The organism is Citrobacter sp. (genome assembly GCF_050252275.1).
Taxonomy (GTDB): Bacteria; Pseudomonadota; Gammaproteobacteria; order Enterobacterales; family Enterobacteriaceae; genus Citrobacter_A; species Citrobacter_A amalonaticus.
Genome location: NZ_JBFWLF010000023.1, coordinates 1 through 25,467 on the forward strand (window position 1 = coordinate 1; position 25,467 = coordinate 25,467).

At 53.9% G+C, this 25,467-nt stretch carries 28 protein-coding genes; 9 read left to right on the forward strand and 19 right to left on the reverse strand.

The genetic code is table 11. The features are described from left to right. The 9 genes from AB7E14_RS03435 to fkpA all read right to left on the reverse strand — a co-directional run. A partial coding sequence (locus tag AB7E14_RS03435) for a GTP-binding protein (RefSeq protein ID WP_023229924.1) occupies positions 1–469 on the reverse strand: 469 nt, incomplete at its 3' end. A gap of 70 nt (positions 470–539) precedes the next feature. Beyond that, the gene (gene fusA, locus AB7E14_RS03440) at positions 540–2,654 is read right to left on the reverse strand and encodes an elongation factor G (protein WP_042322790.1); all 2,115 of its coding nucleotides are present in this window, start codon (positions 2,652–2,654) and stop codon (positions 540–542) included. Between the two features lie 96 nt (positions 2,655–2,750). Beyond that, the gene (rpsG, locus tag AB7E14_RS03445) at positions 2,751–3,221 is read right to left on the reverse strand and encodes a 30S ribosomal protein S7 (protein ID WP_042998382.1); all 471 of its coding nucleotides are present in this window, start codon (positions 3,219–3,221) and stop codon (positions 2,751–2,753) included. A gap of 96 nt (positions 3,222–3,317) precedes the next feature. Further along, positions 3,318–3,692: a 30S ribosomal protein S12 gene (rpsL, locus tag AB7E14_RS03450; protein WP_000246815.1), complete on the reverse strand. Its 375-nt coding sequence runs from the start codon at positions 3,690–3,692 to the stop codon at positions 3,318–3,320. Between the two features lie 125 nt (positions 3,693–3,817). Next, positions 3,818–4,105: a sulfurtransferase complex subunit TusB gene (tusB, locus tag AB7E14_RS03455; RefSeq protein WP_042998383.1), complete on the reverse strand. Its 288-nt coding sequence runs from the start codon at positions 4,103–4,105 to the stop codon at positions 3,818–3,820. Between the two features lie 7 nt (positions 4,106–4,112). Continuing rightward, entirely contained in the window at positions 4,113–4,472 is a 360-nt protein-coding gene (gene tusC / locus AB7E14_RS03460; RefSeq protein WP_316962323.1) for a sulfurtransferase complex subunit TusC, read from the reverse strand. Then, positions 4,472–4,858, reverse strand: coding sequence for a sulfurtransferase complex subunit TusD (gene tusD, locus AB7E14_RS03465; RefSeq protein ID WP_042998385.1), 387 nt, complete (start codon positions 4,856–4,858; stop codon positions 4,472–4,474). Before tusD ends, tusC begins: the two co-directional genes overlap by 1 nt. Further along, a complete protein-coding gene (locus AB7E14_RS03470) occupies positions 4,858–5,580 on the reverse strand; it encodes a helix-turn-helix transcriptional regulator (protein WP_042286247.1) in 723 nt (240 codons plus the stop codon). Before AB7E14_RS03470 ends, tusD begins: the two co-directional genes overlap by 1 nt. A gap of 166 nt (positions 5,581–5,746) precedes the next feature. Continuing rightward, on the reverse strand, positions 5,747–6,574 hold the full coding sequence (gene fkpA / locus AB7E14_RS03475) for an FKBP-type peptidyl-prolyl cis-trans isomerase (protein WP_044253447.1): 828 nt from the start codon (positions 6,572–6,574) through the stop codon (positions 5,747–5,749). A gap of 223 nt (positions 6,575–6,797) precedes the next feature. Between fkpA and AB7E14_RS03480 the strand changes: the two genes are divergently transcribed. After that, positions 6,798–7,016 carry a protein SlyX gene (locus tag AB7E14_RS03480; protein WP_042998387.1) on the forward strand — a complete coding sequence of 73 codons (219 nt, stop codon included), beginning with the start codon at positions 6,798–6,800 and terminating at the stop codon, positions 7,014–7,016. A gap of 197 nt (positions 7,017–7,213) precedes the next feature. Here AB7E14_RS03480 and slyD read toward each other — a convergent pair whose 3' ends face one another. The 4 genes from slyD to kefG all read right to left on the reverse strand — a co-directional run bounded on the left by slyD (position 7,214) and on the right by kefG (position 10,471). Continuing rightward, positions 7,214–7,810: a peptidylprolyl isomerase gene (gene slyD, locus AB7E14_RS03485; protein ID WP_042322804.1), complete on the reverse strand. Its 597-nt coding sequence runs from the start codon at positions 7,808–7,810 to the stop codon at positions 7,214–7,216. Between the two features lie 94 nt (positions 7,811–7,904). Next, a complete protein-coding gene (locus tag AB7E14_RS03490; protein ID WP_042998388.1) occupies positions 7,905–8,105 on the reverse strand; it encodes a YheV family putative zinc ribbon protein in 201 nt (66 codons plus the stop codon). Positions 8,106–8,114: 9 nt separating this feature from the next. Continuing rightward, complete coding sequence (kefB, locus tag AB7E14_RS03495) at positions 8,115–9,920, reverse strand: glutathione-regulated potassium-efflux system protein KefB (protein WP_042998389.1); 1,806 nt, start codon at positions 9,918–9,920, stop codon at positions 8,115–8,117. After that, positions 9,920–10,471, reverse strand: a complete 552-nt coding sequence (gene kefG / locus AB7E14_RS03500; protein ID WP_042322810.1) for a glutathione-regulated potassium-efflux system ancillary protein KefG — start codon at positions 10,469–10,471, stop codon at positions 9,920–9,922. Before kefG ends, kefB begins: the two co-directional genes overlap by 1 nt. A 136-nt stretch (positions 10,472–10,607) precedes the next feature. Between kefG and AB7E14_RS03505 the strand changes: the two genes are divergently transcribed. The 4 genes from AB7E14_RS03505 to AB7E14_RS03520 are packed head-to-tail and all read left to right on the forward strand — an operon-like array spanning position 10,608 to position 14,676. Next, positions 10,608–12,509, forward strand: a complete 1,902-nt coding sequence (locus AB7E14_RS03505; protein ID WP_058587485.1) for an ABC transporter ATP-binding protein — start codon at positions 10,608–10,610, stop codon at positions 12,507–12,509. Positions 12,510–12,514: 5 nt separating this feature from the next. After that, on the forward strand, positions 12,515–13,531 hold the full coding sequence (locus AB7E14_RS03510) for a hydrolase (RefSeq protein WP_080721655.1): 1,017 nt from the start codon (positions 12,515–12,517) through the stop codon (positions 13,529–13,531). Positions 13,532–13,533: 2 nt separating this feature from the next. Continuing rightward, a complete protein-coding gene (locus tag AB7E14_RS03515; RefSeq protein ID WP_042998391.1) occupies positions 13,534–13,752 on the forward strand; it encodes a YheU family protein in 219 nt (72 codons plus the stop codon). 54 nt (positions 13,753–13,806) lie between these two features. Continuing rightward, a complete protein-coding gene (locus AB7E14_RS03520; protein WP_042998392.1) occupies positions 13,807–14,676 on the forward strand; it encodes a phosphoribulokinase in 870 nt (289 codons plus the stop codon). A gap of 99 nt (positions 14,677–14,775) precedes the next feature. On the opposite strand, the gene AB7E14_RS03525 is transcribed toward AB7E14_RS03520, so the two are convergent. Beyond that, complete coding sequence (locus tag AB7E14_RS03525; RefSeq protein ID WP_042998393.1) at positions 14,776–15,180, reverse strand: OsmC family protein; 405 nt, start codon at positions 15,178–15,180, stop codon at positions 14,776–14,778. 307 nt (positions 15,181–15,487) lie between these two features. Between AB7E14_RS03525 and crp the strand changes: the two genes are divergently transcribed. Further along, positions 15,488–16,120 carry a cAMP-activated global transcriptional regulator CRP gene (gene crp / locus AB7E14_RS03530; RefSeq protein WP_000242758.1) on the forward strand — a complete coding sequence of 211 codons (633 nt, stop codon included), beginning with the start codon at positions 15,488–15,490 and terminating at the stop codon, positions 16,118–16,120. Positions 16,121–16,171: 51 nt separating this feature from the next. After that, complete coding sequence (locus AB7E14_RS03535; RefSeq protein WP_044253459.1) at positions 16,172–18,259, forward strand: YccS/YhfK family putative transporter; 2,088 nt, start codon at positions 16,172–16,174, stop codon at positions 18,257–18,259. Positions 18,260–18,326: 67 nt separating this feature from the next. Here AB7E14_RS03535 and argD read toward each other — a convergent pair whose 3' ends face one another. The 5 genes from argD to ppiA form a co-directional block, all read right to left on the reverse strand. Further along, positions 18,327–19,544, reverse strand: a complete 1,218-nt coding sequence (argD, locus tag AB7E14_RS03540) for a bifunctional acetylornithine/succinyldiaminopimelate transaminase (protein WP_044328152.1) — start codon at positions 19,542–19,544, stop codon at positions 18,327–18,329. 85 nt (positions 19,545–19,629) lie between these two features. After that, positions 19,630–20,193, reverse strand: a complete 564-nt coding sequence (gene pabA, locus AB7E14_RS03545) for an aminodeoxychorismate synthase component 2 (protein ID WP_316962325.1) — start codon at positions 20,191–20,193, stop codon at positions 19,630–19,632. Positions 20,194–20,224: 31 nt separating this feature from the next. Next, entirely contained in the window at positions 20,225–20,827 is a 603-nt protein-coding gene (locus AB7E14_RS03550; protein ID WP_042998398.1) for a putative adenosine monophosphate-protein transferase Fic, read from the reverse strand. Then, positions 20,817–20,984, reverse strand: a complete 168-nt coding sequence (locus AB7E14_RS03555; protein WP_044253468.1) for a YhfG family protein — start codon at positions 20,982–20,984, stop codon at positions 20,817–20,819. The genes AB7E14_RS03550 and AB7E14_RS03555 overlap by 11 nt, the downstream gene beginning before the upstream one ends. Before the next feature lie 108 nt (positions 20,985–21,092). After that, positions 21,093–21,665 (reverse strand): peptidylprolyl isomerase A, encoded by a 573-nt coding sequence (gene ppiA / locus AB7E14_RS03560; protein ID WP_044328150.1) that lies wholly within the window; start codon positions 21,663–21,665, stop codon positions 21,093–21,095. 265 nt (positions 21,666–21,930) lie between these two features. Here ppiA and tsgA point away from each other — a divergent pair, with 265 nt between their 5' ends. Beyond that, positions 21,931–23,112: an MFS transporter TsgA gene (tsgA, locus tag AB7E14_RS03565; RefSeq protein ID WP_316962326.1), complete on the forward strand. Its 1,182-nt coding sequence runs from the start codon at positions 21,931–21,933 to the stop codon at positions 23,110–23,112. A 320-nt stretch (positions 23,113–23,432) separates the two neighbouring features. Next, on the forward strand, positions 23,433–25,467 hold a 2,035-nt coding region (gene nirB / locus AB7E14_RS03570; protein WP_428169326.1), incomplete at its 3' end, for a nitrite reductase large subunit NirB.

Sequence of the window (25,467 nt, forward strand, 5' to 3'; positions counted from 1 at the left end):
GTTCACGAACTTCCATTTCTACCAGTTCCAGCAGCTCTTCGTCATCAACCATGTCGCATTTGTTCAGGAACACGATGATGTACGGAACGCCTACCTGACGACCCAGCAGGATGTGCTCACGAGTCTGCGGCATCGGGCCGTCAGTCGCAGCAACAACCAGGATCGCGCCGTCCATCTGCGCAGCACCGGTGATCATGTTTTTAACATAGTCGGCGTGGCCCGGGCAGTCTACGTGTGCGTAGTGGCGAGTCGGGGTATCATATTCAACGTGAGAAGTGTTGATGGTGATACCACGAGCTTTTTCTTCCGGCGCGTTATCGATCTGGTCGAATGCACGAGCAGCACCGCCGTAGGTTTTAGCCAGTACGGTAGTGATTGCAGCAGTCAGGGTAGTTTTACCGTGGTCAACGTGGCCGATGGTGCCGACGTTAACGTGCGGTTTTGTACGTTCAAATTTTTCTTTAGACACGGCTATATTCCTTACTATAGCGCTCTCCCCTTGTGGAGAGAGCACGGGACTTAGGTTTTAATCCTGTGGATTATTTACCACGGGCTTCGATTACGGCCTGAGCAACGTTGTTCGGTGCATCATCATACTTCAGGAATTCCATAGTGTATGATGCGCGACCTTTGGTCAGAGAACGCAGCTGAGTTGCATATCCGAACATTTCAGACAGCGGAACTTCAGCGTGGATCTTAACGCCAGTGACTTCGGATTCCTGACCGCGCAGCATACCGCGACGACGGCTCAAGTCACCGATAACATCACCGGTGTTTTCTTCCGGCGTTTCTACCTCAACCTTCATGATTGGCTCAAGCAGAACTGGTTTAGCTTTCTTAAAGCCTTCTTTAAAGGCAATAGACGCAGCCAGTTTAAACGCCAGTTCAGAGGAGTCAACGTCATGGTAAGAACCGAAGTGCAGACGAACACCCATATCAACAACCGGGTAACCTGCCAGCGGACCGGCTTTCAGCTGCTCCTGGATACCTTTATCAACGGCAGGGATGTATTCGCCAGGGATTACACCACCTTTAATGTCGTTGATGAACTCGTAGCCTTTCGGGTTAGAACCCGGCTCCAGCGGGTACATGTCGATAACAACATGACCATACTGACCGCGACCACCAGACTGCTTGGCGTGTTTACCTTCGATATCGGTAACTTTCGCACGAATCGCTTCGCGGTAAGCAACCTGAGGTTTACCGACGTTCGCTTCAACGTTGAATTCACGCTTCATACGGTCAACGATGATGTCGAGGTGCAGTTCACCCATACCGGCGATAATGGTCTGGTTAGATTCTTCGTCAGTCCATACGCGGAATGACGGGTCTTCTTTAGCCAGACGGCCCAGAGCCAGACCCATTTTTTCCTGGTCAGCTTTGGTTTTCGGTTCTACGGCGATGGAGATTACCGGCTCAGGGAATTCCATACGCTCCAGAATGATCGGCGCATCCGGGTCACACAGGGTGTCACCAGTGGTTACGTCTTTCAGACCGATCGCAGCAGCGATGTCGCCCGCGCGAACTTCTTTGATCTCTTCACGTTTGTTAGCGTGCATCTGAACGATACGACCAAAACGCTCACGTGCAGCTTTCACGGAGTTCAGTACGGTATCACCAGAGTTAACCACACCGGAGTACACACGGAAGAAGGTCAGGTTACCCACGAACGGGTCAGTAGCGATTTTGAATGCCAGTGCAGAGAAAGGCTCTTCGTCGCTTGCGTGACGCTCAGCAGGCGTGTCTTTACCGTCGTCCAGGATACCGTTGATCGCAGGTACGTCAACCGGGGATGGCAGGTAATCAATTACCGCATCCAACATCGCCTGAACACCTTTGTTCTTAAATGCAGAACCACAGGTTACCAGGATGATTTCGTTGTTCAGAACGCGCTGACGCAGAGCTTTTTTGATCTCTTCTTCAGTCAGTTCTTCACCACCCAGGTATTTCTCCATCAGCTCTTCAGAAGCTTCCGCTGCGGACTCGATCAGGTTCTGGTGCCATTCTTCAGCCAGTTCCTGCATGTCAGCCGGGATATCTTCGTAAGTGAAGGTAACGCCTGCATCTGCTTCGTTCCAGTTGATGGCTTTCATTTTCACCAGGTCAACAACACCGGTGAACGCTTCTTCAGCGCCAATCGCCAGCTGCAGCGGAACAGGGTTCGCGCCCAGACGGGTTTTGATCTGACCAACAACTTTCAGGAAGTTCGCACCCATACGGTCCATTTTGTTAACGAACGCAATGCGTGGAACTTTATATTTGTTTGCCTGACGCCATACGGTTTCAGACTGCGGCTGAACACCACCAACTGCGCAGTAAACCATTACCGCACCATCAAGAACACGCATGGAACGTTCTACTTCGATAGTGAAGTCAACGTGCCCCGGGGTGTCGATGATGTTTACGCGATGCGGTTCATACTGCTTAGCCATACCAGACCAGAATGCAGTAGTCGCTGCGGAAGTGATAGTAATACCACGTTCCTGCTCCTGCTCCATCCAGTCCATGGTGGCTGCGCCGTCATGAACTTCACCGATTTTATGGTTTACACCGGTGTAGAACAGAATACGTTCGGTAGTAGTGGTTTTACCGGCGTCGATGTGCGCACTGATACCGATGTTACGGTAGCGTGCGATGGGTGTTGTACGAGCCATTTGATTCCTCGTTTATCTTTTAGGCGTTCAATTTAAGTAGCCCAAAGCGGGCTGCTTACTGGAAGCGCCCGCCTGGTGACTAAAACTCCGAAGGGATTACCAACGGTAGTGTGCGAACGCCTTGTTGGCTTCGGCCATACGGTGAACGTCTTCACGTTTCTTAACTGCAGTACCTTTGTTTTCTGCAGCATCGGAAAGTTCGTTCGCCAGGCGCAGAGCCATGGATTTATCACCGCGTTTACGAGCAGCTTCAACGATCCAACGCATTGCCAGGGCATTACGACGAACCGGACGGACTTCAACTGGTACCTGATAAGTAGAACCACCAACGCGGCGAGACTTAACTTCGACAGTCGGGCGCACGTTTTCGAGAGCTACTTCGAAAGCTTCCAGTTCAGATTTACCAGAACGCTGAGCCAGGGTCTCCAGCGCGCTGTATACGATTGTTTCGGCAGTAGATTTTTTACCATCTACCATCAGGATATTGACAAATTTAGCCAGCAGTTCTGATCCGAACTTCGGATCCGGCAGAATTTTACGCTGACCAATGACGCGACGACGTGGCATGGAAATACTCCGTTGTTAATTCAGGATTGTCCAAAACTCTACGAGTTTAGTTTGACATTTAAGTTAAAACGTTTGGCCTTACTTAACGGAGAACCATTAAGCCTTAGGACGCTTCACGCCATACTTGGAGCGAGCTTGCTTACGGTCTTTAACGCCGGAGCAGTCAAGCGCACCGCGTACGGTGTGGTAACGAACACCCGGGAGGTCTTTAACACGACCGCCACGGATCAGGATCACGGAGTGCTCCTGCAGGTTGTGACCTTCACCACCGATGTAGGAAGTCACTTCGAAACCGTTAGTCAGACGAACACGGCATACTTTACGCAGTGCGGAGTTCGGTTTTTTAGGAGTGGTAGTATATACACGAGTACATACACCACGTTTTTGCGGGCATGCTTCCAGCGCAGGCACGTTGCTTTTTGCAACTTTGCGAGCGCGTGGTTTGCGTACCAGCTGGTTAACTGTTGCCATTAAATAGCTCCTGGTTTTAGCTTTTGCTTCGTAAACACGTAATAAAACGACCTCATACAATATGAGGACGCCGAATTTTAGGGCGGTGTCGAAAAGGTGTCAAGAAATATACAACGATCACACAATCACCAGGCCATCTGGCTGGCGTGCTTAACCGTAAGTCTGACGAAGTCAGTATAGTCAACCCTGACGACACTGTCTGAAATTTGACCACCCAAACCCCGAGCGTCAATGTCTTCTTTCAGTGCATATACCGTTATGGGGGTGTTTTGCAGGCTTTCAAGGAAGCGACAGCCTTCGACTGCGGCGGTAACGCCATCCTGGAGCAACAAAAGTTCATCCCCTTCTGCAAGCAAGCGCAGGATTGCAGAGAAATCAGAGTGCCACGCGGAGCGGTGTAAAGTATGCAGCATGAAAACCTCAGAATCTCAGGATGACATCGTAGTTGCCCAGTTCACGACGCAACGCGTCTGGTTCCAGCGGCGTCGTCTCAACGACAAAACTGGCCCCGTCTTCGAGTCCACGCTCGCGCAGCGAGGCGGCGCATAACCAGCACTGTTCGATATCGTACAATCCCAGCAGTTTGAAGGTCGCAATATAGTCGCGGGCCAGAATCACATTCGGCTTTTGTCCCTGCAGGATTTGAAAGACGCCATCACCTATAAAGAAGACGCCGATCTCTTCAGTTAACGCCGACGTCGCCAACAGCGCGTCCAGCCCTTCACGGCCAGAAGCACTACCGTGCGGCACGGTGGAAAAGACAAAGGCAATACGTTTCATCAAAACTGTACCACGCGATCGCAGGTCAATGAGGCTTGTGCCAACGCGCCCAGTCCGCTGAGGGTAAAACCCGGCTGCAGATTGGCGGACGCCAGTCCCAGTCGGCCCGCTTCTGTTTCATCTACCACACCGCGGCGCAGCGCCGCCGCCACACAAATGTTCAGCTCAACGCCATGCTGTGTATTCATTTGTTGCCAGGCCCGGACCAGATCAAATTCATCACTGGCCGGAGAGGTCAACTGGTTGGCGTTATACACCCCTTCCCGATAGAAAAAGACGCTGCTTAACGTATGGCCTTCTTCAAGCAAAGCCTGAGCAAACTGCAATGCGCTGCTCGCCTGCTGGGTACCATACGCTGGACCGGTAACCACAATGGCAAAACGCATTACTTATCTTGCCCCTGAAAGTCGCCGCTCTTGAACTGGCGAATATAGAGGTACACGGTGTGCTTGGAGATGTTCAGACGATCGGCGACCTGATTGATGGCGTCCTTAATATCGAAGATACCCTTCTCATACAGATTCAGGACGATCTGGCGGTTCTTGGCATTATTGGAGACATTACGATCGGCGTTCACCTCTTCAATGGTGAACTCCAGCGTCTGCGTCACCAGATCTTCCACGGAAGAGGCGAAGTTAACAGACGATCCCACTTCCGGGGTCTCCGGGGGAATAAAGGTATTCATGATCTGCGAAAACGGGACATCAAGGTTCATGTTGATGCACAGCAGACCAATCACACGATGCTCGCGATTGCGAATGGCAATCGTCACTGACTTCATCAGAACGCCGCTTTTCGCACGGGTAAAGTAGCATTTGGAGACGCTGCTATCTGCACCGGTCATATCGTGCAGCATCCGCAACGCAAGGTCAGTAATCGGCGAACCGATTTTTCGTCCCGTATGTTCGCCGTTGGCAATGCGAATGGCGGAACATTTTAAATCCTGCAAAGAGTGCAATACGATTTCACAGTGGGAACCAATGAGCATCGCTAACCCGTCCACCACCGCTTCGTAGGATTTCAGAATATCAAAGTCGGTTTGATCGAAAGGACGTTGATCCAGTAAATCAAGCTCACTGGTTTCGTTGGTTAAAAGCGACCTGGACATGAAAAAAAACACTCCTTTTCAGGAGCCTGTCGTTATGTTTTCAGGGCAGGCTCATTAATTTTGTGGATGATTAAATTAATACAGTGGTGGTTCCACTTTCCACTATTAATTATATCCGGCCTGCACAAAAAAAACCGCCGCTCTGTTCGGCGGCGGTTCTCAGTTTTTATTTTTTAGCGGCATCTGCTGCTTTTGCATCAGCTTCAGCTGCTGCTTCTGGCTTGGCATCCGCCTTCGGTGCTGGCTTGATATCCAACAGTTCTACGTCGAATACCAGCGTGGAGTTAGCCGGGATCCCCGGAACGCCGGTTTTACCGTAAGCCAGTTCCGGTGGGATGACCATCTTAATCTTCCCACCTTTCTTAATGTTCTTCAGACCTTCAGTCCAGCCAGGGATCACACCGTCCAGACGGAAAGAGAGCGGTTCGCCACGGGTGTAGGAGTTATCAAACTCTTTACCGTCGATCAGCGTACCTTTGTAGTTCACCACCACCGTGTCGCTATCTTTCGGCGCTTCGCCTGTACCGGCTTTCTCAACTTTGTAGAGCAGGCCAGTCGAAGAGGTCTTCACATCTTTCTCTTTCGCAAACTTGGTGCGGAACTCTTTACCTTTGGCTTCGTTGTCAGCCGCGTCTTTTTCCATCTTCGCCTGGGCGGAAGCTTTCACGCGTGCTTCAAAAGCCTGCAGAGTCTGCTCGATTTCCTGGTCAGACAGTTTGCTCTTATCAGCAAACGCATCCTGCACACCGGCGATCAGCTGGTCTTTGTCCAGTTTGATGCCCAGTTTTTCCTGTTCTTTCAGGGAGTTTTCCATATAGCGACCCAGCGATGCACCCAGTGCGTAAGCCGATTTCTGGTCGTCATTTTTGAACGCAGCTTTGCTGTCAGCAGCGGCGGCGGCCGGTTTTGCGGCGTCCGCTGCGAAGGTGATCGGGGCGTGCAGAGCAACGGCCATCGTGGTCGCCAGCAGAGTGACTTTAAACAGTGATTTCATCCATATCTCCAGGGCCGGGGCATCTCACCCCATGGTTAACTTTACTATGAGAAGCGTACTATAAAGCGTTGTTGAACAAATCAACATACGGACATACCTGATTCTCGCTACTTTTGAGACTCTTTTTGTTTAAATTAGTTTCGACAAGACTGAATCAGGGCTGTGTATTCAGACAAAGTTAAGTAGAATCCGCCGCGACCAGAGACAATCGATGAGGTGAATCATGCAGGACACAACGATGGAAACCCGGCTGGCCGAGCTGGAAAGTCGGCTGGCTTTTCAGGAAATCACCATTGAAGAGCTCAACGTAACGGTAACCGCTCACGAGATGGAAATGGCCAAATTGCGCGATCATCTGCGACTGCTGACGGAAAAGCTCAAAGCGAGCCAGCCTTCCCACATCGCCTCCCAGGCCGAAGAGACGCCACCGCCTCATTATTGAGACGTAAAAAAAGCGGGTTAAACCCGCTTTCTTGTATCCGATAGCACCAACACTTATCGGACAGTCTCATAAATACCCAAAGGATTTCGAGTCACCGCAAGGCGGCAAGCTTGAGCAAGCCCCGAGAGCATAGAAAACTATGTGACCGGGGTTCGAAAGCGCAGCCAACGCTGCGGTGGTTTGAAAGACGACGGGTATTAGTGGCAACCGCAGCCGCCGTTGCCTTTACCGCCGCCACCGCAGCAGCCTTCGCCGCCGTGCTCGTGACCGTGATCATGGCCGTGACCGCCGCAGCAGCCGTCGTGATCGTGGTCATGGTCGTGACCGTGCGCACCGTGAACGTGGCCGTGAGCCAGTTCTTCTTCGGTCGCTTCGCGGATCGCCACAACTTCAACGTTGAATTTCAGATTCTGACCCGCCAGCATGTGGTTGCCGTCAACCACAACGTGGTCGTCTTCCACTTCGGTAATTTCTACCGGTACCGGACCCTGGTCAGTTTCTGCCAGGAAACGCATGCCAACCTGCAGCTCATCAACGCCCATGAAGACGTCTTTAGGAACGCGCTGCACCAGGTTTTCATCATACTGGCCGTAAGCGTCGTTCGCGCCTACCGCAACATCGAATTTGTCGCCAACATCGTGACCTTCCAGCGCTGTTTCCAGGCCAGAGATCAGGGAACCGTGACCATGCAGGTAGTCCAGCGGCGCACTCACCGGAGACTCATCAACCAACACACCGTCTTCTGTACGTACCTGATAGGCCAGGCTGACCACCAGGTCTTTTGCTACTTTCATGATATCTCCTGAGCGTGGGAAAATTGCTGGCGCAGATTGTAGCGGAAATCTGCACCTGTGTACCCTTTAGCTTAAAAAATCTCGGGCCATATCGCTAGTCTGGATGAAAGATCCCAATCACTTGCTCTTCTTTGCGAACGTGATCGCGGACTTCTTTATCCGCTTCCCGCATCTGATGTCCGCACTTAACGCATTCAACAATATCGATATTATTCTCGCGCCACATCGCCAGAGAATCCTGCGCCTGGCAGGAAGGGCATTTCGCCCCTGCAATAAAACGTTTACGAATTGCCATACTTACCCTCTATTCGAATTCATCCCAGCCATCCAGTTGGCGTCGTTCTTGTTGCATCTCGCGCTGGAAAATCTCCTCCAGCTCGCGTCTGGCTTCTCTGGCGCGAGAGATTTGTACCGTATCAGCATGCATCGGGATGAGCTCCCTCAGCATCCGCATATCCAGCCGGCGGAAATGCAGTTGCGCCCGCTGCGCCTGATGGGGATGCATCCCCAACGACACCAGCGTTTTGCGTCCCAGTTCCAGCGCACTGGAAAAGGTCTCACGGGAAAACTGCGTTACCCCTGCCTGTAATAACTCATGCGCTTCAACGCGTCCGCGCGCTCGCGCAAGAATATGCAAATGCGGGAAATGCTGCTGACAGATCGCCACCAGCTTCATCGTATCTTCCGGTTCATTACAGGTAATGACGATAGATTCCGCCGCCTCTGCGCCCGCGGAACGCAGCAGATCCACCTGCGTCGCATCGCCGTAATAGACCTTATAGCCATATTTACGCATCAGGTTCACCGCGCTGATGTCCCGCTCCAGCACGGTAATGCGCATCTTATTCGCCATCAGCAAACGGCCGATAACCTGACCAAAACGGCCAAAGCCCACTACGATGACCTGCGGCTTATCATCCTCAACCCACGGCATTTCATCTTCTTCATCCGGGCCGTTAAGCTGACGGGACAGCCATTTATCGATAAGCTTCATCAGCATCGGCGTGGTCATCATCGACAAGGTGACGGTCACCAACAAAAGCGCCATCTGATCGCCCTGAAACAACCGCTGCGACGACGCGGTTGAGAACAGCACAAAAGCGAACTCTCCGCCCTGGCTCAACACGCCCGCAAACTGCATTCTTTCAGAACTGCGCAGGCCGTACAGTCGCGCCAGCAGATAAAGCACCAACGTTTTGACCGCCACCAGCACCACCACGCTTGCCACAACCCACAGCAGATGGGTATACAGCACGCCCAGATTGAGTGACATCCCGACAGAAATAAAGAAGAGACCCAGCAGCAGTCCTTTAAACGGATCGATCGCGGTTTCCAGCTCATGCCGATATTCGCTTTCCGCTAACAGTACCCCGGCGATAAACGTGCCGAGCGCCATCGACAGCCCCAGCGCATCCATAAACAATGCCGATCCCAGCACCAGCAGCAGCGTGGCGGCGGTAAACACTTCACGCACGCCGGAGGCGGCAATAAACCGGAACACCGGACGCAGCAGATAGCGTCCACCAATCAGCATGCCAGCAAACGCCAGCACCTTCATACCGATCTTCATCCAGTCAAAGTCTTCATCGGCCGAACCGGCTAACAGCGGTACCAGCGCGAGCGCCGGGATCACCGCCAGATCCTGGAACAGCAAAACCGAAAAGCCCAACTGCCCGGATTCGCTGCGATTCATCCCTTTTTCGCGCATCAGTTGTAGTGCCATCGCAGTGGAAGACATTGCCAGGCCTATCCCGCCGACGACCGCCGCAGGCCACGAGAAATCGGTCAATATTAGCAGTCCGGCCAACAGCGCCGCACTCAGCAGAACCTGCGCCGCACCCACGCCAAAGATAGAACGCCGGAGCTGCCAGAGCTTCGACGGGTTCAGCTCCAGCCCAATGATAAACATCAGAAACACGACGCCGAGTTCAGAGAAGTGGAGAATCTCATCCACGTCGCTGATGAACCCCAGCCCCCACGGACCAATAGCAATCCCCGCAAGCAAATAGCCCAATACCGCGCCAATCCCCAACCGTGATGCCAAAGGCACCGCAGCCACCGCCGCGAAGAGAAACAGCACTCCCGCCAGCATTAAATCGGAACCTTCCATCAGCGGCCTCCCACAGGAACGGGATGAGCAAGCCAGTCGCCATACGCTTTTGCATGGCTTTCCAGCTCCTGTGCGCTTTGTCGTCTGGCCCAGTAGATAATAATGGGACTCAACCAGTGCATCCGGCACATCCCTGCCGTCAGTTCGAATGGCCGCAGTACATCGCTCATCGGATAGCGATTCAGCGCGTCATAGCGATAGGCGCTCTCCGGTTCCCCGGTTGTTATCACGCTCCGCCAGTACTTTCCCGCTAACTGATTTCCCCCGGGGCCGCTGGCAAAGCCACGGCTCAAGACGCGATCCAGCCACTCTTTCAGCAACGCCGGACAGCTATAGGTGTACAGCGGATGCTGAAACACGATCACGTCATGCTCACGCAGTAGCGCCTGCTCATGCGGGATATCGATAAAAAAATCAGGATAGTGCGCGTAGAGATCGTGCACCGTAACGTTGCTGAGCTGCGTGGCCGGCTTAAGCAGTACCCGGTTAGCCACCGAGTCCTGAGATTCCGGATGGGCATACAGCAGCAAGACCTTTGCTGGCTGAGACATCATCCCCCTCCCGGTTTATTTCTGTTTTTGTGTATCGTCGTCGTTTTGGGCTACCATTGCGGCCCGGTGCGGAAAATGGCCCACACCTTACATTATCATAATGATAAATTAACATAGTCTGAACATACGGCGCCTTATGATTGTTTTCTCCTCGTTACAAATTCGTCGCGGCGTGCGCGTCTTACTGGACAATGCCACTGCCACCATCAATCCGGGCCAGAAAGTGGGCCTGGTGGGTAAGAACGGCTGCGGGAAATCTACCCTGCTGGCATTGCTGAAAAATGAAATCAGCGCAGATGCTGGCGGTTTTACCTTTCCCGGTAGCTGGCAGCTGGCGTGGGTGAATCAGGAAACACCAGCCCTGCCCCAGCCCGCGCTGGAATATGTCATTGACGGCGACCGCGAATATCGTCAACTGGAAGCCCAGTTGCATGACGCTAACGAACGTAACGACGGACACGCCATTGCCACCGTCCACGGCAAGCTGGATGCCATCGACGCCTGGACCGTACGCTCCCGCGCAGCCAGCCTGTTGCATGGTCTCGGTTTCTCTAATGAACAACTGGAACGTCCAGTCAGCGACTTTTCCGGCGGCTGGCGTATGCGTCTCAACCTGGCTCAGGCGCTGATTTGTCGCTCCGATCTCCTCCTGCTCGATGAACCAACCAACCACCTCGATCTGGATGCGGTTATCTGGCTGGAAAAATGGCTAAAGAGCTATCAGGGCACTCTGATTCTGATCTCTCACGACCGTGATTTCCTCGATCCGGTAGTGGATAAAATCATTCATATCGAACAGCAAACGATGTTCGAGTACACCGGCAACTACAGCGCGTTTGAGATTCAGCGCGCCACACGTCTGGCCCAGCAACAGGCGATGTATGAAAGCCAGCAGGAGCGCGTGGCGCATCTGCAAAGCTATATCGATCGCTTCCGCGCCAAAGCCACGAAAGCAAAACAGGCACAGAGCCGTATTAAGATGCTGGAACGCATGGAGCTGATTGCCCCGGCGCATGTCGATAACCCGTTCCATTTCAGCTTCCGCGCGCCGGAAAGCCTGCCGAATCCGCTCTTGAAGATGGAGAAAGTGAGCGCCGGTTACGGCGAACGCATCATCCTGGACTCCATTAAACTGAACCTGGTGCCAGGATCGCGTATTGGTTTGCTGGGACGTAACGGTGCGGGTAAATCCACGCTCATCAAACTGTTGGCGGGTGAACTCGCGCCGGTGAACGGTGAAATTGGCCTGGCGAAAGGCATTAAGCTCGGGTATTTTGCCCAGCATCAACTTGAGTATTTGCGCGCGGATGAGTCGCCGTTGCAGCATCTGGTGCGGCTGGCGCCACAAGAACTGGAACAGAAACTACGCGATTACCTGGGCGGCTTCGGCTTCCAGGGCGATAAAGTCAGCGAAGAGACGCGTCGTTTCTCCGGCGGTGAAAAAGCGCGACTGGTGCTGGCGCTGATCGTCTGGCAGCGTCCGAACCTGCTGCTGCTCGATGAACCGACTAACCACCTTGATCTCGACATGCGCCAGGCATTAACTGAAGCGCTGATTGAATTTGAAGGCGCGCTGGTGGTCGTATCGCACGACCGCCATTTGCTGCGCTCCACAACCGACGACCTGTATCTGGTGCATGACCGCAAGGTCGAGCCGTTCGATGGCGATCTGGAAGATTATCAGCAGTGGCTGAGCGATGTGCAGAAGCAGGAAAGCCAGTCCGACGAGACGCCAAAAGAGAACATCAACAGCGCGCAAGCGCGTAAAGATCAGAAGCGTCGGGAAGCTGAACTACGGACGCAAACTCAGCCGCTGCGTAAAGAGATCGCCCGTCTGGAAAAAGAGATGGAGAAGCTGAACGCACAGCTGGCGCAGGCAGAAGAGAAGCTGGGTGACAGCGAACTTTACGACCAGAGCCGCAAAGCCGAGCTGACGGAATGTCTGCAACAGCAGGCCAGCGCCAAAGCCGGGCTGGAAGCGTGCGAACTGGCCTGGCTGGACGCCCAGGAACAGCTTGAGCAGATGCTGAGCGAGTAACGGTGATGACACACGTAATCCTTCACGACCCAGAGATGCCAAATGGCAGCAGTGACGAATTTCGCCCGATGCGCGGTATCAGTAACTGCCATCTACAGACCATGTTGCCGCGTTTGATCCGCCGAAAGGTGAATTTCGACGCCCACTGGCAGCGTCTGGAATTGCCCGACGGCGACTTTGTCGATCTGGCATGGAGTGAAGATCCGCATCAGGCGAAGCACAAGCCGCGCCTGGTGGTCTTTCATGGTCTGGAAGGCAGCCTGAACAGTCCGTACGCACATGGCCTGATTGAAGCGGCAAAGAATCGTGGCTGGCTTGGCGTGGTGATGCACTTTCGCGGTTGCAGCGGCGAACCGAATCGCCTGAACCGTATTTATCACTCCGGTGAAACCGAAGACGGAACCTGGTTCTTAGGCTGGTTGCAGCGGGAATTTGGCCACGCGCCGACGGCCGCCGTAGGCTATTCGCTCGGCGGAAATATGTTGGCATGCCTGCTGGCTAAAGAAGGGAAAAACATCCCGCTTGATGCGGCGGTCATTGTCTCGGCTCCCTTTGTACTGGAAGCCTGCAGCTATCATATGGATAAAGGCTTTTCCCGTATTTATCAGCGCTATCTGCTCAACCTGCTGAAAGCTAACGCATCGCGCAAGCTGGCGGCTTATCCGGGCTCGCTGCCGGTGAGCCTGGCGCAGTTGAAGTCCCTGCGCCGGATCCGCGAGTTTGACGATTTGATCACTGCCAAAATTCACGGCTTCGCCGATGCTATCGACTACTATCGTCAGTGCAGTGCCATGCCCTTGCTCAGCGACATCGCCATTCCGACGCTGATCATTCACGCGAAAGACGACCCGTTTATGGATCATCACGTGATCCCCAAAGCAGAAGATTTACCGCCGCAGGTGGAATATCAGTTAACCGAACATGGCGGGCACGTTGGATTTATCGGCGGGACGCTACGTCGGCCAGAAATGTGGCTGGAATCGCGCATCCCTGACTGGCTGACACCGTATCTGGAGGCCTAATCATGCAAATCCCCTGGCAGGACCTTTCCCCCGAGACGCTGGACAATCTGATCGAAAGCTTTGTGTTGCGCGAAGGTACCGATTATGGTGAACATGAACGTACCCTTGAACAAAAAGTCGCCGACGTCAAACGCCAGTTACAGTGTGGCGAAGCGGTGCTGGTGTGGTCTGAGTTGCACGAAACCGTCAATATCATGCCGCGCAAGCAATTTCGCGAATAACCCGCACGCTATCGGCCGACTATAATAAAAAATCAATTTATTGATGGAGTTAACATGTCTGCCAAACATCCGGTGATTGCGGTAACAGGATCCAGCGGCGCGGGGACCACCACCACCAGCCTCGCGTTCCGTAAAATTTTTGCGCAGCTCAACCTGCGCGCAGCCGAGGTGGAAGGCGACAGTTTTCACCGCTATACCCGTCCGGAAATGGATATGGCGATCCGCAAAGCACGCGACGCCGGACGCCACATCAGCTATTTTGGCCCCGACGCCAATGACTTCGGTCTACTGGAGCAGACGTTTATCGAGTACGGTCAGACGGGCAAAGGCCAGTCGCGTAAATATCTGCATACCTATGATGAAGCCGTGCCATGGAATCAGGTACCGGGGACGTTTACCCCGTGGCAACCCCTGCCGGAACCCACTGACGTATTGTTCTATGAAGGCCTGCACGGCGGCGTCGTCACGCCCCAGCATGAGGTCGCAAGACATGTTGATCTCCTGGTCGGCGTGGTTCCCATCGTTAACCTGGAGTGGATCCAGAAGCTTATCCGCGACACCAGCGAACGAGGCCATTCTCGTGAGGCGGTGATGGATTCGGTGGTGCGTTCGATGGACGACTATATCAACTACATCACGCCGCAGTTCTCCCGTACCCACATTAACTTCCAGCGCGTTCCCACCGTGGACACCTCGAACCCATTCGCGGCCAAAGGCATTCCGTCACTGGATGAGAGCTTTGTCGTGATTCATTTCCGTAATCTGGAAGGAATCGATTTCCCCTGGTTGCTGGCGATGCTGCAGGGGTCATTCATTTCCCACATCAATACATTGGTGGTACCTGGTGGCAAAATGGGGCTGGCAATGGAACTCATCATGTTGCCACTGGTGCAGCGACTGATGGAAGGCAAGAAGATCGAATAAACGATGGGAAGTGCGCGATGGCGCTACGCTTATCGGGCCTACAAATCAGGGATCTGTAGGCCGGACCAGGTGCTAGCCGCCATCCGGCGATAGGAAAAATTACGCCGCAATCACTTCATACGAATGGGTAATGTTGACCGCTTTTCCCAGCATCAGCGCCACAGAGCAGTACTTCTCCGCTGACAGGTCGACCGCACGCGAAACGGCGGCATCTTTCAGATCGTTACCGGTGACAATAAAGTGCAGATTGATGTGGGTGAACAGGCGTGGCGCCTCTTCGCGACGTTCTGACGTCAGTTTCACTTCGCAGTTCGTCACATCCTGACGGCCTTTTTGCAGGATAGAAACCACGTCAATAGCGCTGCAACCGCCCGCTGCCATCAACACCATCTCCATCGGGCTCGGCGCTTTATCACCAGAGTTACCGTCCATCAAAATCTGGTGTCCGGAAGCCGACTCACCAAGGAAGGTTAACCCCTCAACCCATTTAACACGCGCTTGCATATTTTTTAACTCCAGTGCGTCAATTTTCCTGACAGATTACGCGTACATAACAATTCTCGCAACGGAAGGCGACCTCCGTCATGCTGAAGCGAGACACCAGGAGACACACGGCTAAAGCTATGCTAAAACAGTCAGGATGCTACAGTAATACATTGATGTACTGCATGTATGCAGAGGACTTCACATTAAAGGCTGCAGTGAGTTTTTGACAGCCTCTTCCCAGGACGCGGGAAGCACATTTTTGCAACCCCAGAGACAGCGGCATTTTTTGGCTCTGGAGACAGCTTATAACAGAGGATAATCGCGCATGGTGCTTGGCAAACCGCAAACAGACCCGACACTTGAATGGTTCTTGTCTCATTGCCACATTCATAAGTACCCGTCCAAGAGCACGCTGATTCACCAGGGTGAAAAAGCAGAAACGTTGTACTACATCGTTAAGGGCTCAGTGGCAGTGTTGATTAAGGATGAGGAAGGGAAAGAAATGATCCTTTCTTATCTGAATCAGGGTGATTTTATTGGCGAACTGGGCCTGTTTGAAGAAGGCCAGGAACGTAGCGCATGGGTTCGGGCGAAAACAGCGTGTGAAGTGGCTGAAATTTCTTACAAGAAATTCCGTCAGTTGATCCAGGTGAACCCGGATATTCTGATGCGCCTCTCTTCCCAAATGGCTCGCCGTCTGCAAGTCACTTCAGAGAAAGTCGGTAACCTGGCCTTCCTCGACGTGACCGGTCGTATCGCCCAGACTTTGCTGAATCTGGCGAAACAACCTGATGCGATGACTCACCCGGACGGCATGCAGATCAAAATCACTCGCCAGGAGATTGGCCAGATCGTTGGCTGCTCTCGCGAAACCGTTGGTCGTATTCTGAAGATGCTGGAAGATCAGAACCTGATCTCCGCTCACGGTAAAACGATCGTCGTTTACGGCACTCGTTAATCTCATCGGAAATGACGCGCTACCCGCTAGCGCGTCATTTTTGTTTTGCCAATGTGGCGCAGACTGATTTATCACCCAGAAATCAATTATGCACTACGTCAAACGCTGGTGCTCTGTTTGCCCGTGGCCGTCGGCCTGATCATCGGGCAGTTACATCTGGGCCTGCTCTTCTCTCTCGTTCCCGCCTGCTGCAACATTGCCGGGCTTGATACTCCGCACAAACGCTTTTTCAAACGTCTGATCATCGGTGCGTCGCTGTTTGCCGGCTGTAGCCTGATCATGCAGCTACTGCTGGCGCAGGCGGTGCCGTTACCCCTGATCCTGACCGGCCTGACGCTCACGCTCGGCGTCACCGCTGAATTGAGCTCCCTTCACGCGCGTTTGCTTCCGGCCTCGCTGATCGCGGCGATTTTCACACTGAGCCTCGCGGGAAATATGCCGGTCTGGGAGCCGCTGCTGATCTACGCGCTGGGCACGCTGTGGTATGGCTTGTTTAACTGGTTCTGGTTTTGGCTCTGGCGCGAACAGCCGCTGCGCGAGTCGCTGAGCCTGCTGTACCGGGAACTGGCGGATTACTGCGAAGCGAAATACAGCATGCTGACCCAGCATACCGACCCGGAAAAAGCCCTGCCGCCGCTGCTGGTGCGCCAGCAGAAAGCCGTCGACCTCATCACCCAGTGCTATCAGCAGATGCACATGCTGTCGGCGCATCACAATAATGACTATAAGCGGATGCTGCGCGCCTTTCAGGAAGCGCTGGATCTGCAGGAACATATCTCCGTCAGTTTGCATCAGCCGGAAGAAGTGCAAAAGCTGGTCGAGCGCAGTCACGCGGAACAGGTGATACGCTGGACGGCGCAAACGGTCGCCGCTCGCCTGCGCGTACTGGCGGATGACATTCTGTATCACCGGCTGCCGACGCGGTTCACCATGCAAAAGCAAATTGGCGCGCTGGAAAAAATTGCTCATCAGCATCCGGATAACCCCGTCGGGCAGTTCTGTTACTGGCACTTCAGCCGTATCGCCCGCGTACTGCGCACCCAGCGCCCATTGTACGCCCGCGATCTGATGGCCGATAAGCAGCGTCGGCTACCGCTGCTGCCGGCGTTGAAAAACTACCTCTCGCTGAAATCTCCGGCGCTCCGCAGCGCCGGGCGGATCAGCGTCATGCTCAGCATCGCCAGTCTGATGGGAACCGCGTTGCATCTGCCGAAACCTTACTGGATCCTGATGACGGTGCTGTTTGTGACGCAAAACGGTTACGGCGCCACCCGCGTGCGTATTCTGCACCGTTCGGCGGGAACGCTGGTGGGGCTGATTATCGCAGGCGTAACACTGCACTTTCATATTCCTGAAGGATATACGCTGGCGCTGATGCTGGTGATCACCCTGGTCAGCTATCTGACCATCCGCAAAAACTACGGCTGGGCGACCGTGGGATTTACCGTCACGGCGGTGTACACCCTGCAACTCCTGACGCTGGACGGCGAACAGTTCATCATTCCGCGATTTGTCGACACGGTGATAGGCTGCCTGATTGCGTTTGGCGGCACCGTTTGGTTATGGCCACAATGGCAGAGCGGACTGTTGCGTAAAAACGCACATGATGCACTGGAGGCCGATCAGGAAGCGATTCGTCTGATTCTGAGTGACGATCCGCAGGCCACACCGCTGGCTTATCAGCGTATGCGCGTCAATCAGGCGCACAACACGCTGTTTAACTCACTGAATCAGGCGATGCAGGAGCCAGGCTTTAACACGCACTACCTGGCGGACATGAAGCTGTGGGTGACGCACAGTCAGTTTATCGTCGAACATATCAATGCCATGACCACGCTGGCGCGTGAGCATACGATGCTGACGCCGGAACTGGCGCAGCGATATCTGCAATCGTGCGAAATTGCCATCCAACGCTGTCAGCAGCGGCTGGAGTACGACGGGCCGGGCAGTTCGGGGGATGTGAATATTCTGGAAGCGCCTGAAGCGCTCACCCACGGCCCCTTAAGCACGCTGGAACAGCATCTGCAACGCGTGCTGGGGCACCTGAACACAATGCACACTATCTCGTCTGTCGCATGGCGTCAGCGGCCGCACCATGGGATCTGGCTCAGCCGCCGGTTACGGGATATGCGGGGTTAACACGGATTGCCGGATACGCGCGTTATCAGCACCAGGCCTGATAAACGCCGCGCCGTCAGGCACACCGTTAACCGATAACCTTCGCGACAGCCTGTGCAAAACGCTGCATCCCTTCGTCGATATCCGCCTCTTCCACCACCAGCGATGGGGCAAAGCGCATCACATCAGGACCGGCATTCAACACCATCACACCCGCGTCGGCTGCCGCATAGAGGAAATCACGCGCGCGTCCTTTGTATTGTGATTTCAGCTCGGCCCCAATCAACAGCCCCATACCGCGAATATCGCTGAACACGTGGTACTGCTCATCAATCTGCTGCAGATGTTGAACGAATCTCTGGCGTTTTGCACTCACGCCTCCCAGAACCTCTGGCGTGTTGATGATGTCGAACGCGGCTTCCGCCACCGCGCAGGCCAGCGGGTTACCGCCGTAGGTCGAACCATGAGAGCCGACATGAAACGCCGAGGCGATTTCCTGCGTCGTCAATACCGCGCTGACCGGGAAGCCACCGCCCAGCGCTTTCGCGCTGGTGAGGATATCCGGCGTCACGCCATAGTGCATATAGGCAAACAGATTGCCGGTACGCCCCATGCCGCTTTGTACTTCATCAAACACCAGCAATGCCTGGTGCTCGTCGCAGAGCTCGCGCAGCCCTTGCAGGAACTCCGGCGTCGCGGCCAGAACGCCACCTTCTCCCTGTACCGGCTCAACCACCACCGCGCAGGTATGGTCATCCATCACCGCTTTCACCGCATGGAGATCGTTAAACGGTACATGGATGATATCCGCCGGTTTCGGCCCAAAGCCATCGGAATACTTCGGCTGACCACCCACCGTGACGGTAAACAACGAGCGACCGTGGAACGCGTTATGAAAGGCAATGATTTTGGTTTTGAACGGGCTATGGCGCACGCAGGCGTAATGACGCGCCAGCTTGAACGCCGTTTCGTTGGCTTCTGTTCCCGAGTTCATAAACAGCACGCGCTCAGCAAAGGTGGCATCGATTATTTTTCGTCCCAGACGCAGCGCGGGTTCGTTGGTGAAGACGTTACTGGTATGCCAGAGCGTTTCGCCCTGCGCTTTTAACGCATCGACCAGTACAGGATGGCAATGCCCCAGCGCGGTCACCGCAATTCCGCCCGCGAAATCAACATAGTCTTTGCCCTGCTGATCCCAGACCCGGCTGCCTTTGCCTTTTACCGGAATAAATTCCGCCGGTGCATAAATCGGCAGAATGACTTCATCGAAAGTTGCCCGGGTTACTGCCGTTTGTTCAGTTGCCATCTCATGCCCATCCAATTATGCAAAAATGAATGTGAAAATATAATCACAAAATATGCATAAAAAATCACAGGATAGCAACCACAAATCACCGATTGAGGAAATTTGCCAGCAATTGATGTCCCTGCTCGCTGAGAATACTTTCCGGGTGGAACTGCACCCCTTCCAGATCCCACATCGTATGGCGAATCCCCATAATTTCCTGTGTTTCGCTCCAGGCGGTCACTTCAAAGCAGTCTGGCAGTGTGGTGGGGTCGATGACGAGCGAGTGATAGCGGGTGACGGTAAGCGGGTTAGTTAACCCCTGAAACACGCCCTGTCCCGTATGGTGGATGGGCGACGTTTTTCCGTGCATCACTTTTTCGGCGCGTACGATCGTTGCGCCAAAAGCCTGCGCCATCGCCTGATGCCCCAGGCAGACGCCCAGTATCGGCAAACGTCCGGCATAGTGGCGAATCGCCTCCAGCGAAATTCCGGCATCATCCGGGGTGCAGGGACCGGGCGAAATGACGATTTTTTGCGGCTGTAGCGCATCGATCTGCGACAGCGTCAATTCATCATTGCGCTTAACCTGCACGTCAGCGCCCAGCTCACAAAAATACTGGTAGAGGTTCCAGGTGAAAGAATCGTAGTTATCGATAAGCAGGATCATGGCGGCTCCGGTCGAGGAAAACCGCGCTATTCTACTCAGTTTCCTCGGCTTCGCTTACCCCTTTACGAAATATCGCCTGCAATGCGCTAAGGTCGCCCATCGCCCCTTCCTGATTCGCCCGACGCCACTCCGCCACCGGCACATCTGCCCAGTGAAGAAGATAACCCGCATGAATAGCCAGCTGCTCGAAGAAAATCCGCTGCGCCATGCCGCTGCCAAGACGAAACGGATGTAGTACGTTGATCTCACAGTAATAATGGGCAAGGCGACTGACGAACTTCTCTTTCGGCAGCCCCATCAGGTAGCCCTCTTCTTCCAGATCCTGCATCAGGGCATTTCCCTCTTTTTCGATGTACGCGAAATGGCAGAAACGGGTATCACCCTGATAGATATCCACTTCACGCAGATGACCCGCCCAGTCAAAGACGTCCTGGTAAAGCTGCCGATGAATCGCGCACAGATGAGGCAAGCCGCGCTTCGCCGGGCCCAGTTCGATAGTCGCCGCTCGTAGTGCAGTCAGTTCATAAGCGGCCTGTTCCAGACGTGCAACCTGGTGGATCCCCAGACGGTTACGCATCACATTCAGTCCGGGGTAAAGATACGGATCGCGGTCGTCGCCGATTTTATCGCTCATAGTGCCTCCGGAGTTCTTCCAGACGCGCCAGCGCCTCTGCGGCATTAAGCGTGACTAACGGACTTTCGACGCCCTCAAGACGGCGGCTGGCCTGGAAATTCACGTTGCGCTGCTGTTCCCAGAGCCGGGATTTTTGCCTGTCGGTGAGTTTTTTCACTTTACACCTCCCTGATTGATCCGTGTTTGCCACAAGTATAAGCAGCAAAACGCGGTTACGCAGGGAAGATAAAGCAACGCGGGCCTGCAATGCCCGCGCGGGGAAGGATTACGGCAGAACTTTTGCGGAGAGGATAACCACTGGTTTTGACGGCACATTCTGGTAAGGGCCGACATCATGGGTCGGCACCTGGGAAATCTTATCGGCCACCTCCATCCCTTTCACAACTTTACCAAATACGGCATAGCCGAAATCACGCTGGCCGTGATCGAGGAAGGCATTATCGGCCACGTTGATAAAGAACTGGCTGGTCGCGCTGTCTTTATCAGCAGTACGCGCCATCGCGATGGTGCCGCGCGTGTTACGCAAGCCATTATCGGCTTCGTTTTTAATCGGGGGATTAGGTTTCTTCTGCTGCATCTGCTCGGTGAAGCCACCGCCCTGGACCATAAAGCCGGGAATTACACGGTGAAACGTGGTGTTGTTATAGAAACCATTGTTCACATAATCGACAAAGTTTTGCACTGAAACAGGCGCTTTCTGGCTATTCAGTTCCAGTTCAATATTACCTGCAGAGGTCGTCAGCAAAACGTGCGGATCCCCTTTTGCTGCCAGCACTGCGGGAGAGAGAGCAGAAAGGGCGAAAACAGCTGCAACAGCCGCCAGGGTCGATTTGAGCATGAGATTTCCTTTAGGAGAGCGGTAACAAAAGCCAGTGGTTTGATTCTAAAGAGCCTTCAGGGACAAGGCCATCCCTTTACCTAATTTTACGTACCTGAAACATATGTAACTTCATCAAAGCATTAATTATTGTGACTTACATCACCTTTAAAAATGTAACAGATCCTGTAATTTCCGATAAAAGTTTAAATGAATCACTAAAAAGCCTAAAATCCGCCCGTTCCCGGCGCCGTCAATGCGCTTTACTTCCATTTACAGGCCAGTCATGACTAACAGCAATCGTATCAAGCTCACATGGATTAGCTTTCTCTCCTACGCCCTCACCGGTGCGTTGGTTATTGTCACCGGGATGGTGATGGGAAACATCGCAGAGTATTTCCAGCTGCCAGTTTCCAGTATGAGTAACACTTTCACCTTCCTGAACGCCGGTATCTTGATCTCCATTTTCCTTAATGCCTGGCTGATGGAAATTGTTCCGCTAAAAACGCAACTGCGCTTTGGCTTTATCCTGATGGTACTGGCCGTTGCCGGTCTGATGTTCAGCCACAGTCTGGCTTTATTCTCTGCCGCAATGTTTGTGCTGGGGTTGGTCAGCGGGATCACCATGTCCATTGGTACGTTCCTGATTACGCAGATGTATGAAGGCCGTCAGCGCGGCTCCCGTCTGCTGTTTACCGACTCCTTCTTCAGCATGGCTGGGATGGTTTTCCCGATGGTCGCCGCGTTCCTGTTGGCGCGCAGCATCGAATGGTACTGGGTGTACGCCTGCATCGGTCTGGTCTATGTCGCTATTTTTCTTCTGACCTTTGGTTGTGAATTCCCGCCGCTGGGCAAACACGCGCCGCAAAGCGATACACCCGTCGTGAAAGAGAAATGGAGCATCGGCGTCCTGTTTCTGTCTGTCGCTGCGCTGTGTTACATCCTCGGTCAGTTGGGCTTTATCTCCTGGGTACCCGAGTACGCGAAAGGGCTGGGGATGAGCCTGAACGATGCCGGTACGCTGGTCAGCAACTTCTGGATGTCATACATGTTTGGGATGTGGGCATTCAGCTTCATTCTGCGTTTCTTTGATTTGCAGCGCATTTTGACCGTACTGGCGGCACTGGCCACCGTGCTGATGTACCTGTTCATCACCGGGACGCCTGAACATATGCCGTGGTTTATTCTGGCTCTCGGCTTTTTCTCCAGCGCCATCTATACCACTATCATCACTCTGGGTTCGCAGCAGACCCGCGTAGCCTCGCCAAAACTGGTTAACTTCGTCCTGACCTGCGGCACCATCGGCACCATGCTGACGTTTGTCGTCACCGGTCCTATCGTGGCGCACAGCGGTCCTCAGGCGGCCTTGCTCACCGCGAATGGCCTGTACGCTATCGTCTTCGTGATGTGCTTTATCCTCGGTTTTGTGACCCGTCATCGCCAGCATGAGGCCCCGACAGCACAATAACGTGATTTGCCGGATGGCGATCCTCTTTATAGGCCGGATAAAACGCTACCGCCATCCGGCCTTTTCTCGTTTCTCTTCCCTTCCTCGAAGGATGTAAGGCAGCCAATCTTTAGTGGTAGCCCTCTTCTGCTAAAAACCCCTCATTTTGTACGTTATTTGTACAATCGCGAAAAGTCTGATATTTCCACAACTTAAGAAAATGCTGTCAAATCAGCAATATACTCCTTAAGAGGTATATAAAGGTGAATTTGATTTGCATCAATAAGTGGGGGTGCTGAATCGTTAAGGTAGGCAGTAATAGAAAAGAAATCGAGGCAAAAATGAGCAAAGTCAGACTCGCTATTATCGGTAATGGTATGGTCGGCCATCGCTTTATTGAGGACCTTCTTGATAAATCCGACGCTGCCAATTTTGATATTACTGTTTTCTGCGAAGAACCCCGCAAGGCATACGACCGTGTGCACCTGTCATCCTACTTCTCACACCACACCGCCGAAGAACTGTCTCTGGTTCGCGAAGGATTTTACGAGAAGCACGGCGTTAACGTGCTGGTCGGCGAACGTGCGATTACCATCAACCGCCAGGAAAAAGTGATTCACTCCAGTGCGGGCCGTACGGTTTACTACGACAAGCTGATTATGGCGACCGGTTCTTATCCGTGGATCCCGCCGATTAAAGGTTCCGAAACCCAGGACTGCTTCGTTTATCGTACCATTGAAGACCTCAACGCGATTGAATCCTGTGCTCGTCGCAGCAAGCGTGGTGCGGTCGTCGGCGGCGGTCTGTTAGGTCTGGAAGCGGCAGGCGCGCTGAAAAACCTCGGCGTGGAAACTCACGTGATTGAATTCGCCCCGATGCTGATGGCTGAGCAGCTTGACCCTATGGGCGGCGAACAGTTGCGTCGCAAGATTGAAAGCATGGGCGTGCGCGTGCACACCAGCAAAAACACCCAGGAGATCGTCCAGCAAGGCACTGAAGCCCGTAAAACGATGCGTTTTGCCGACGGTAGCGAGCTGGAAGTGGACTTCATCGTCTTCTCGACCGGTATTCGCCCACGCGACAAACTGGCGACCCAGTGTGGTCTGGAGGTTGCGCCACGCGGCGGGATCGTGATCAACGATGCCTGCCAGACGTCCGACCCGGATATCTACGCCATCGGTGAATGTGCCAGTTGGAACAACCGGGTATACGGTCTGGTCGCGCCGGGCTACAAAATGGCGCAGGTCGCCGTTGACCATATTCTCGATAACGAAAACGCCTTCGAAGGCGCAGATTTAAGCGCCAAGCTGAAACTGCTGGGCGTTGACGTAGGCGGTATTGGCGACGCACATGGCCGCACGCCGGGTGCCCGTAGTTACGTTTACCTCGACGAAAGCAAAGAAGTCTACAAACGCCTTATCGTAAGCCAGGATAACAAAACCCTGCTCGGCGCTGTGCTGGTGGGAGATACCAGCGATTACGGCAACCTGCTGCAACTGGTACTGAATGCCATCGAACTGCCGGAAAATCCGGACTCGCTGATCCTGCCGGCCCATGCAGGCAGTGGTAAACCGTCTATTGGCGTGGATAAACTGCCGGACAGCGCGCAGATTTGCTCCTGTTTCGACGTCACCAAAGGGATGCTGGTCGCCGCCATCAACAAAGGCTGCCACACCGTTGCCGCGCTGAAAGCCGAAACCAAAGCCGGTACCGGCTGCGGCGGCTGTATCCCACTGGTTACCCAGGTGCTGAACGCCGAACTGGCGAAACAGGGTATCGAAGTGAACAACAACCTGTGCGAGCACTTTGCTTACTCGCGCCAGGAACTGTTCCACCTGATTCGAGTGGAAGGCATCAAAACCTTCGAGGAACTGCTGGCAAAACACGGTAAAGGTTATGGCTGCGAAGTGTGTAAACCGACCGTGGGATCTTTGCTGGCCTCCTGCTGGAATGAGTACATCCTGAAACCGCAACACACCCCGCTGCAGGATACCAACGACAACTTCCTGGCGAACATCCAGAAAGACGGGACCTACTCCGTGATCCCACGCTCTGCCGGCGGTGAAATCACACCGGAAGGTCTGGTTGCCGTAGGTCGTATCGCCCGTGAATTTAATCTGTACACCAAAATCACCGGTTCTCAGCGTATCGGCCTGTTCGGCGCGCAAAAAGACGACCTGCCGGAAATCTGGCGCCAACTGATTGAAGCTGGCTTCGAAACCGGCCATGCCTACGCCAAAGCGCTGCGCATGGCGAAAACCTGTGTGGGCAGCACCTGGTGCCGTTATGGCGTGGGTGACAGCGTGGGTTTCGGCGTTGAGCTGGAAAACCGCTACAAAGGCATTCGCACCCCGCACAAGATGAAGTTCGGCGTTT

Coding starts and splice junctions, on each gene's coding strand:
- fusA (WP_042322790.1), bottom strand. CDS start 2,654: ATGGCTCGTACAACACCCATCGCACGCTACCGTAACATCGGTATCAGT.
- rpsG (WP_042998382.1), bottom strand. CDS start 3,221: ATGCCACGTCGTCGCGTCATTGGTCAGCGTAAAATTCTGCCGGATCCG.
- rpsL (WP_000246815.1), bottom strand. CDS start 3,692: ATGGCAACAGTTAACCAGCTGGTACGCAAACCACGCGCTCGCAAAGTT.
- tusB (WP_042998383.1), bottom strand. CDS start 4,105: ATGCTGCATACTTTACACCGCTCCGCGTGGCACTCTGATTTCTCTGCA.
- tusC (WP_316962323.1), bottom strand. CDS start 4,472: ATGAAACGTATTGCCTTTGTCTTTTCCACCGTGCCGCACGGTAGTGCT.
- tusD (WP_042998385.1), bottom strand. CDS start 4,858: ATGCGTTTTGCCATTGTGGTTACCGGTCCAGCGTATGGTACCCAGCAG.
- AB7E14_RS03470 (WP_042286247.1), bottom strand. CDS start 5,580: ATGTCCAGGTCGCTTTTAACCAACGAAACCAGTGAGCTTGATTTACTG.
- fkpA (WP_044253447.1), bottom strand. CDS start 6,574: ATGAAATCACTGTTTAAAGTCACTCTGCTGGCGACCACGATGGCCGTT.
- AB7E14_RS03480 (WP_042998387.1), top strand. CDS start 6,798: ATGCAGGACACAACGATGGAAACCCGGCTGGCCGAGCTGGAAAGTCGG.
- slyD (WP_042322804.1), bottom strand. CDS start 7,810: ATGAAAGTAGCAAAAGACCTGGTGGTCAGCCTGGCCTATCAGGTACGT.
- AB7E14_RS03490 (WP_042998388.1), bottom strand. CDS start 8,105: ATGGCAATTCGTAAACGTTTTATTGCAGGGGCGAAATGCCCTTCCTGC.
- kefB (WP_042998389.1), bottom strand. CDS start 9,920: ATGGAAGGTTCCGATTTAATGCTGGCGGGAGTGCTGTTTCTCTTCGCG.
- kefG (WP_042322810.1), bottom strand. CDS start 10,471: ATGTCTCAGCCAGCAAAGGTCTTGCTGCTGTATGCCCATCCGGAATCT.
- AB7E14_RS03505 (WP_058587485.1), top strand. CDS start 10,608: ATGATTGTTTTCTCCTCGTTACAAATTCGTCGCGGCGTGCGCGTCTTA.
- AB7E14_RS03510 (WP_080721655.1), top strand. CDS start 12,515: ATGACACACGTAATCCTTCACGACCCAGAGATGCCAAATGGCAGCAGT.
- AB7E14_RS03515 (WP_042998391.1), top strand. CDS start 13,534: ATGCAAATCCCCTGGCAGGACCTTTCCCCCGAGACGCTGGACAATCTG.
- AB7E14_RS03520 (WP_042998392.1), top strand. CDS start 13,807: ATGTCTGCCAAACATCCGGTGATTGCGGTAACAGGATCCAGCGGCGCG.
- AB7E14_RS03525 (WP_042998393.1), bottom strand. CDS start 15,180: ATGCAAGCGCGTGTTAAATGGGTTGAGGGGTTAACCTTCCTTGGTGAG.
- crp (WP_000242758.1), top strand. CDS start 15,488: ATGGTGCTTGGCAAACCGCAAACAGACCCGACACTTGAATGGTTCTTG.
- AB7E14_RS03535 (WP_044253459.1), top strand. CDS start 16,172: ATGTGGCGCAGACTGATTTATCACCCAGAAATCAATTATGCACTACGT.
- argD (WP_044328152.1), bottom strand. CDS start 19,544: ATGGCAACTGAACAAACGGCAGTAACCCGGGCAACTTTCGATGAAGTC.
- pabA (WP_316962325.1), bottom strand. CDS start 20,193: ATGATCCTGCTTATCGATAACTACGATTCTTTCACCTGGAACCTCTAC.
- AB7E14_RS03550 (WP_042998398.1), bottom strand. CDS start 20,827: ATGAGCGATAAAATCGGCGACGACCGCGATCCGTATCTTTACCCCGGA.
- ppiA (WP_044328150.1), bottom strand. CDS start 21,665: ATGCTCAAATCGACCCTGGCGGCTGTTGCAGCTGTTTTCGCCCTTTCT.
- tsgA (WP_316962326.1), top strand. CDS start 21,931: ATGACTAACAGCAATCGTATCAAGCTCACATGGATTAGCTTTCTCTCC.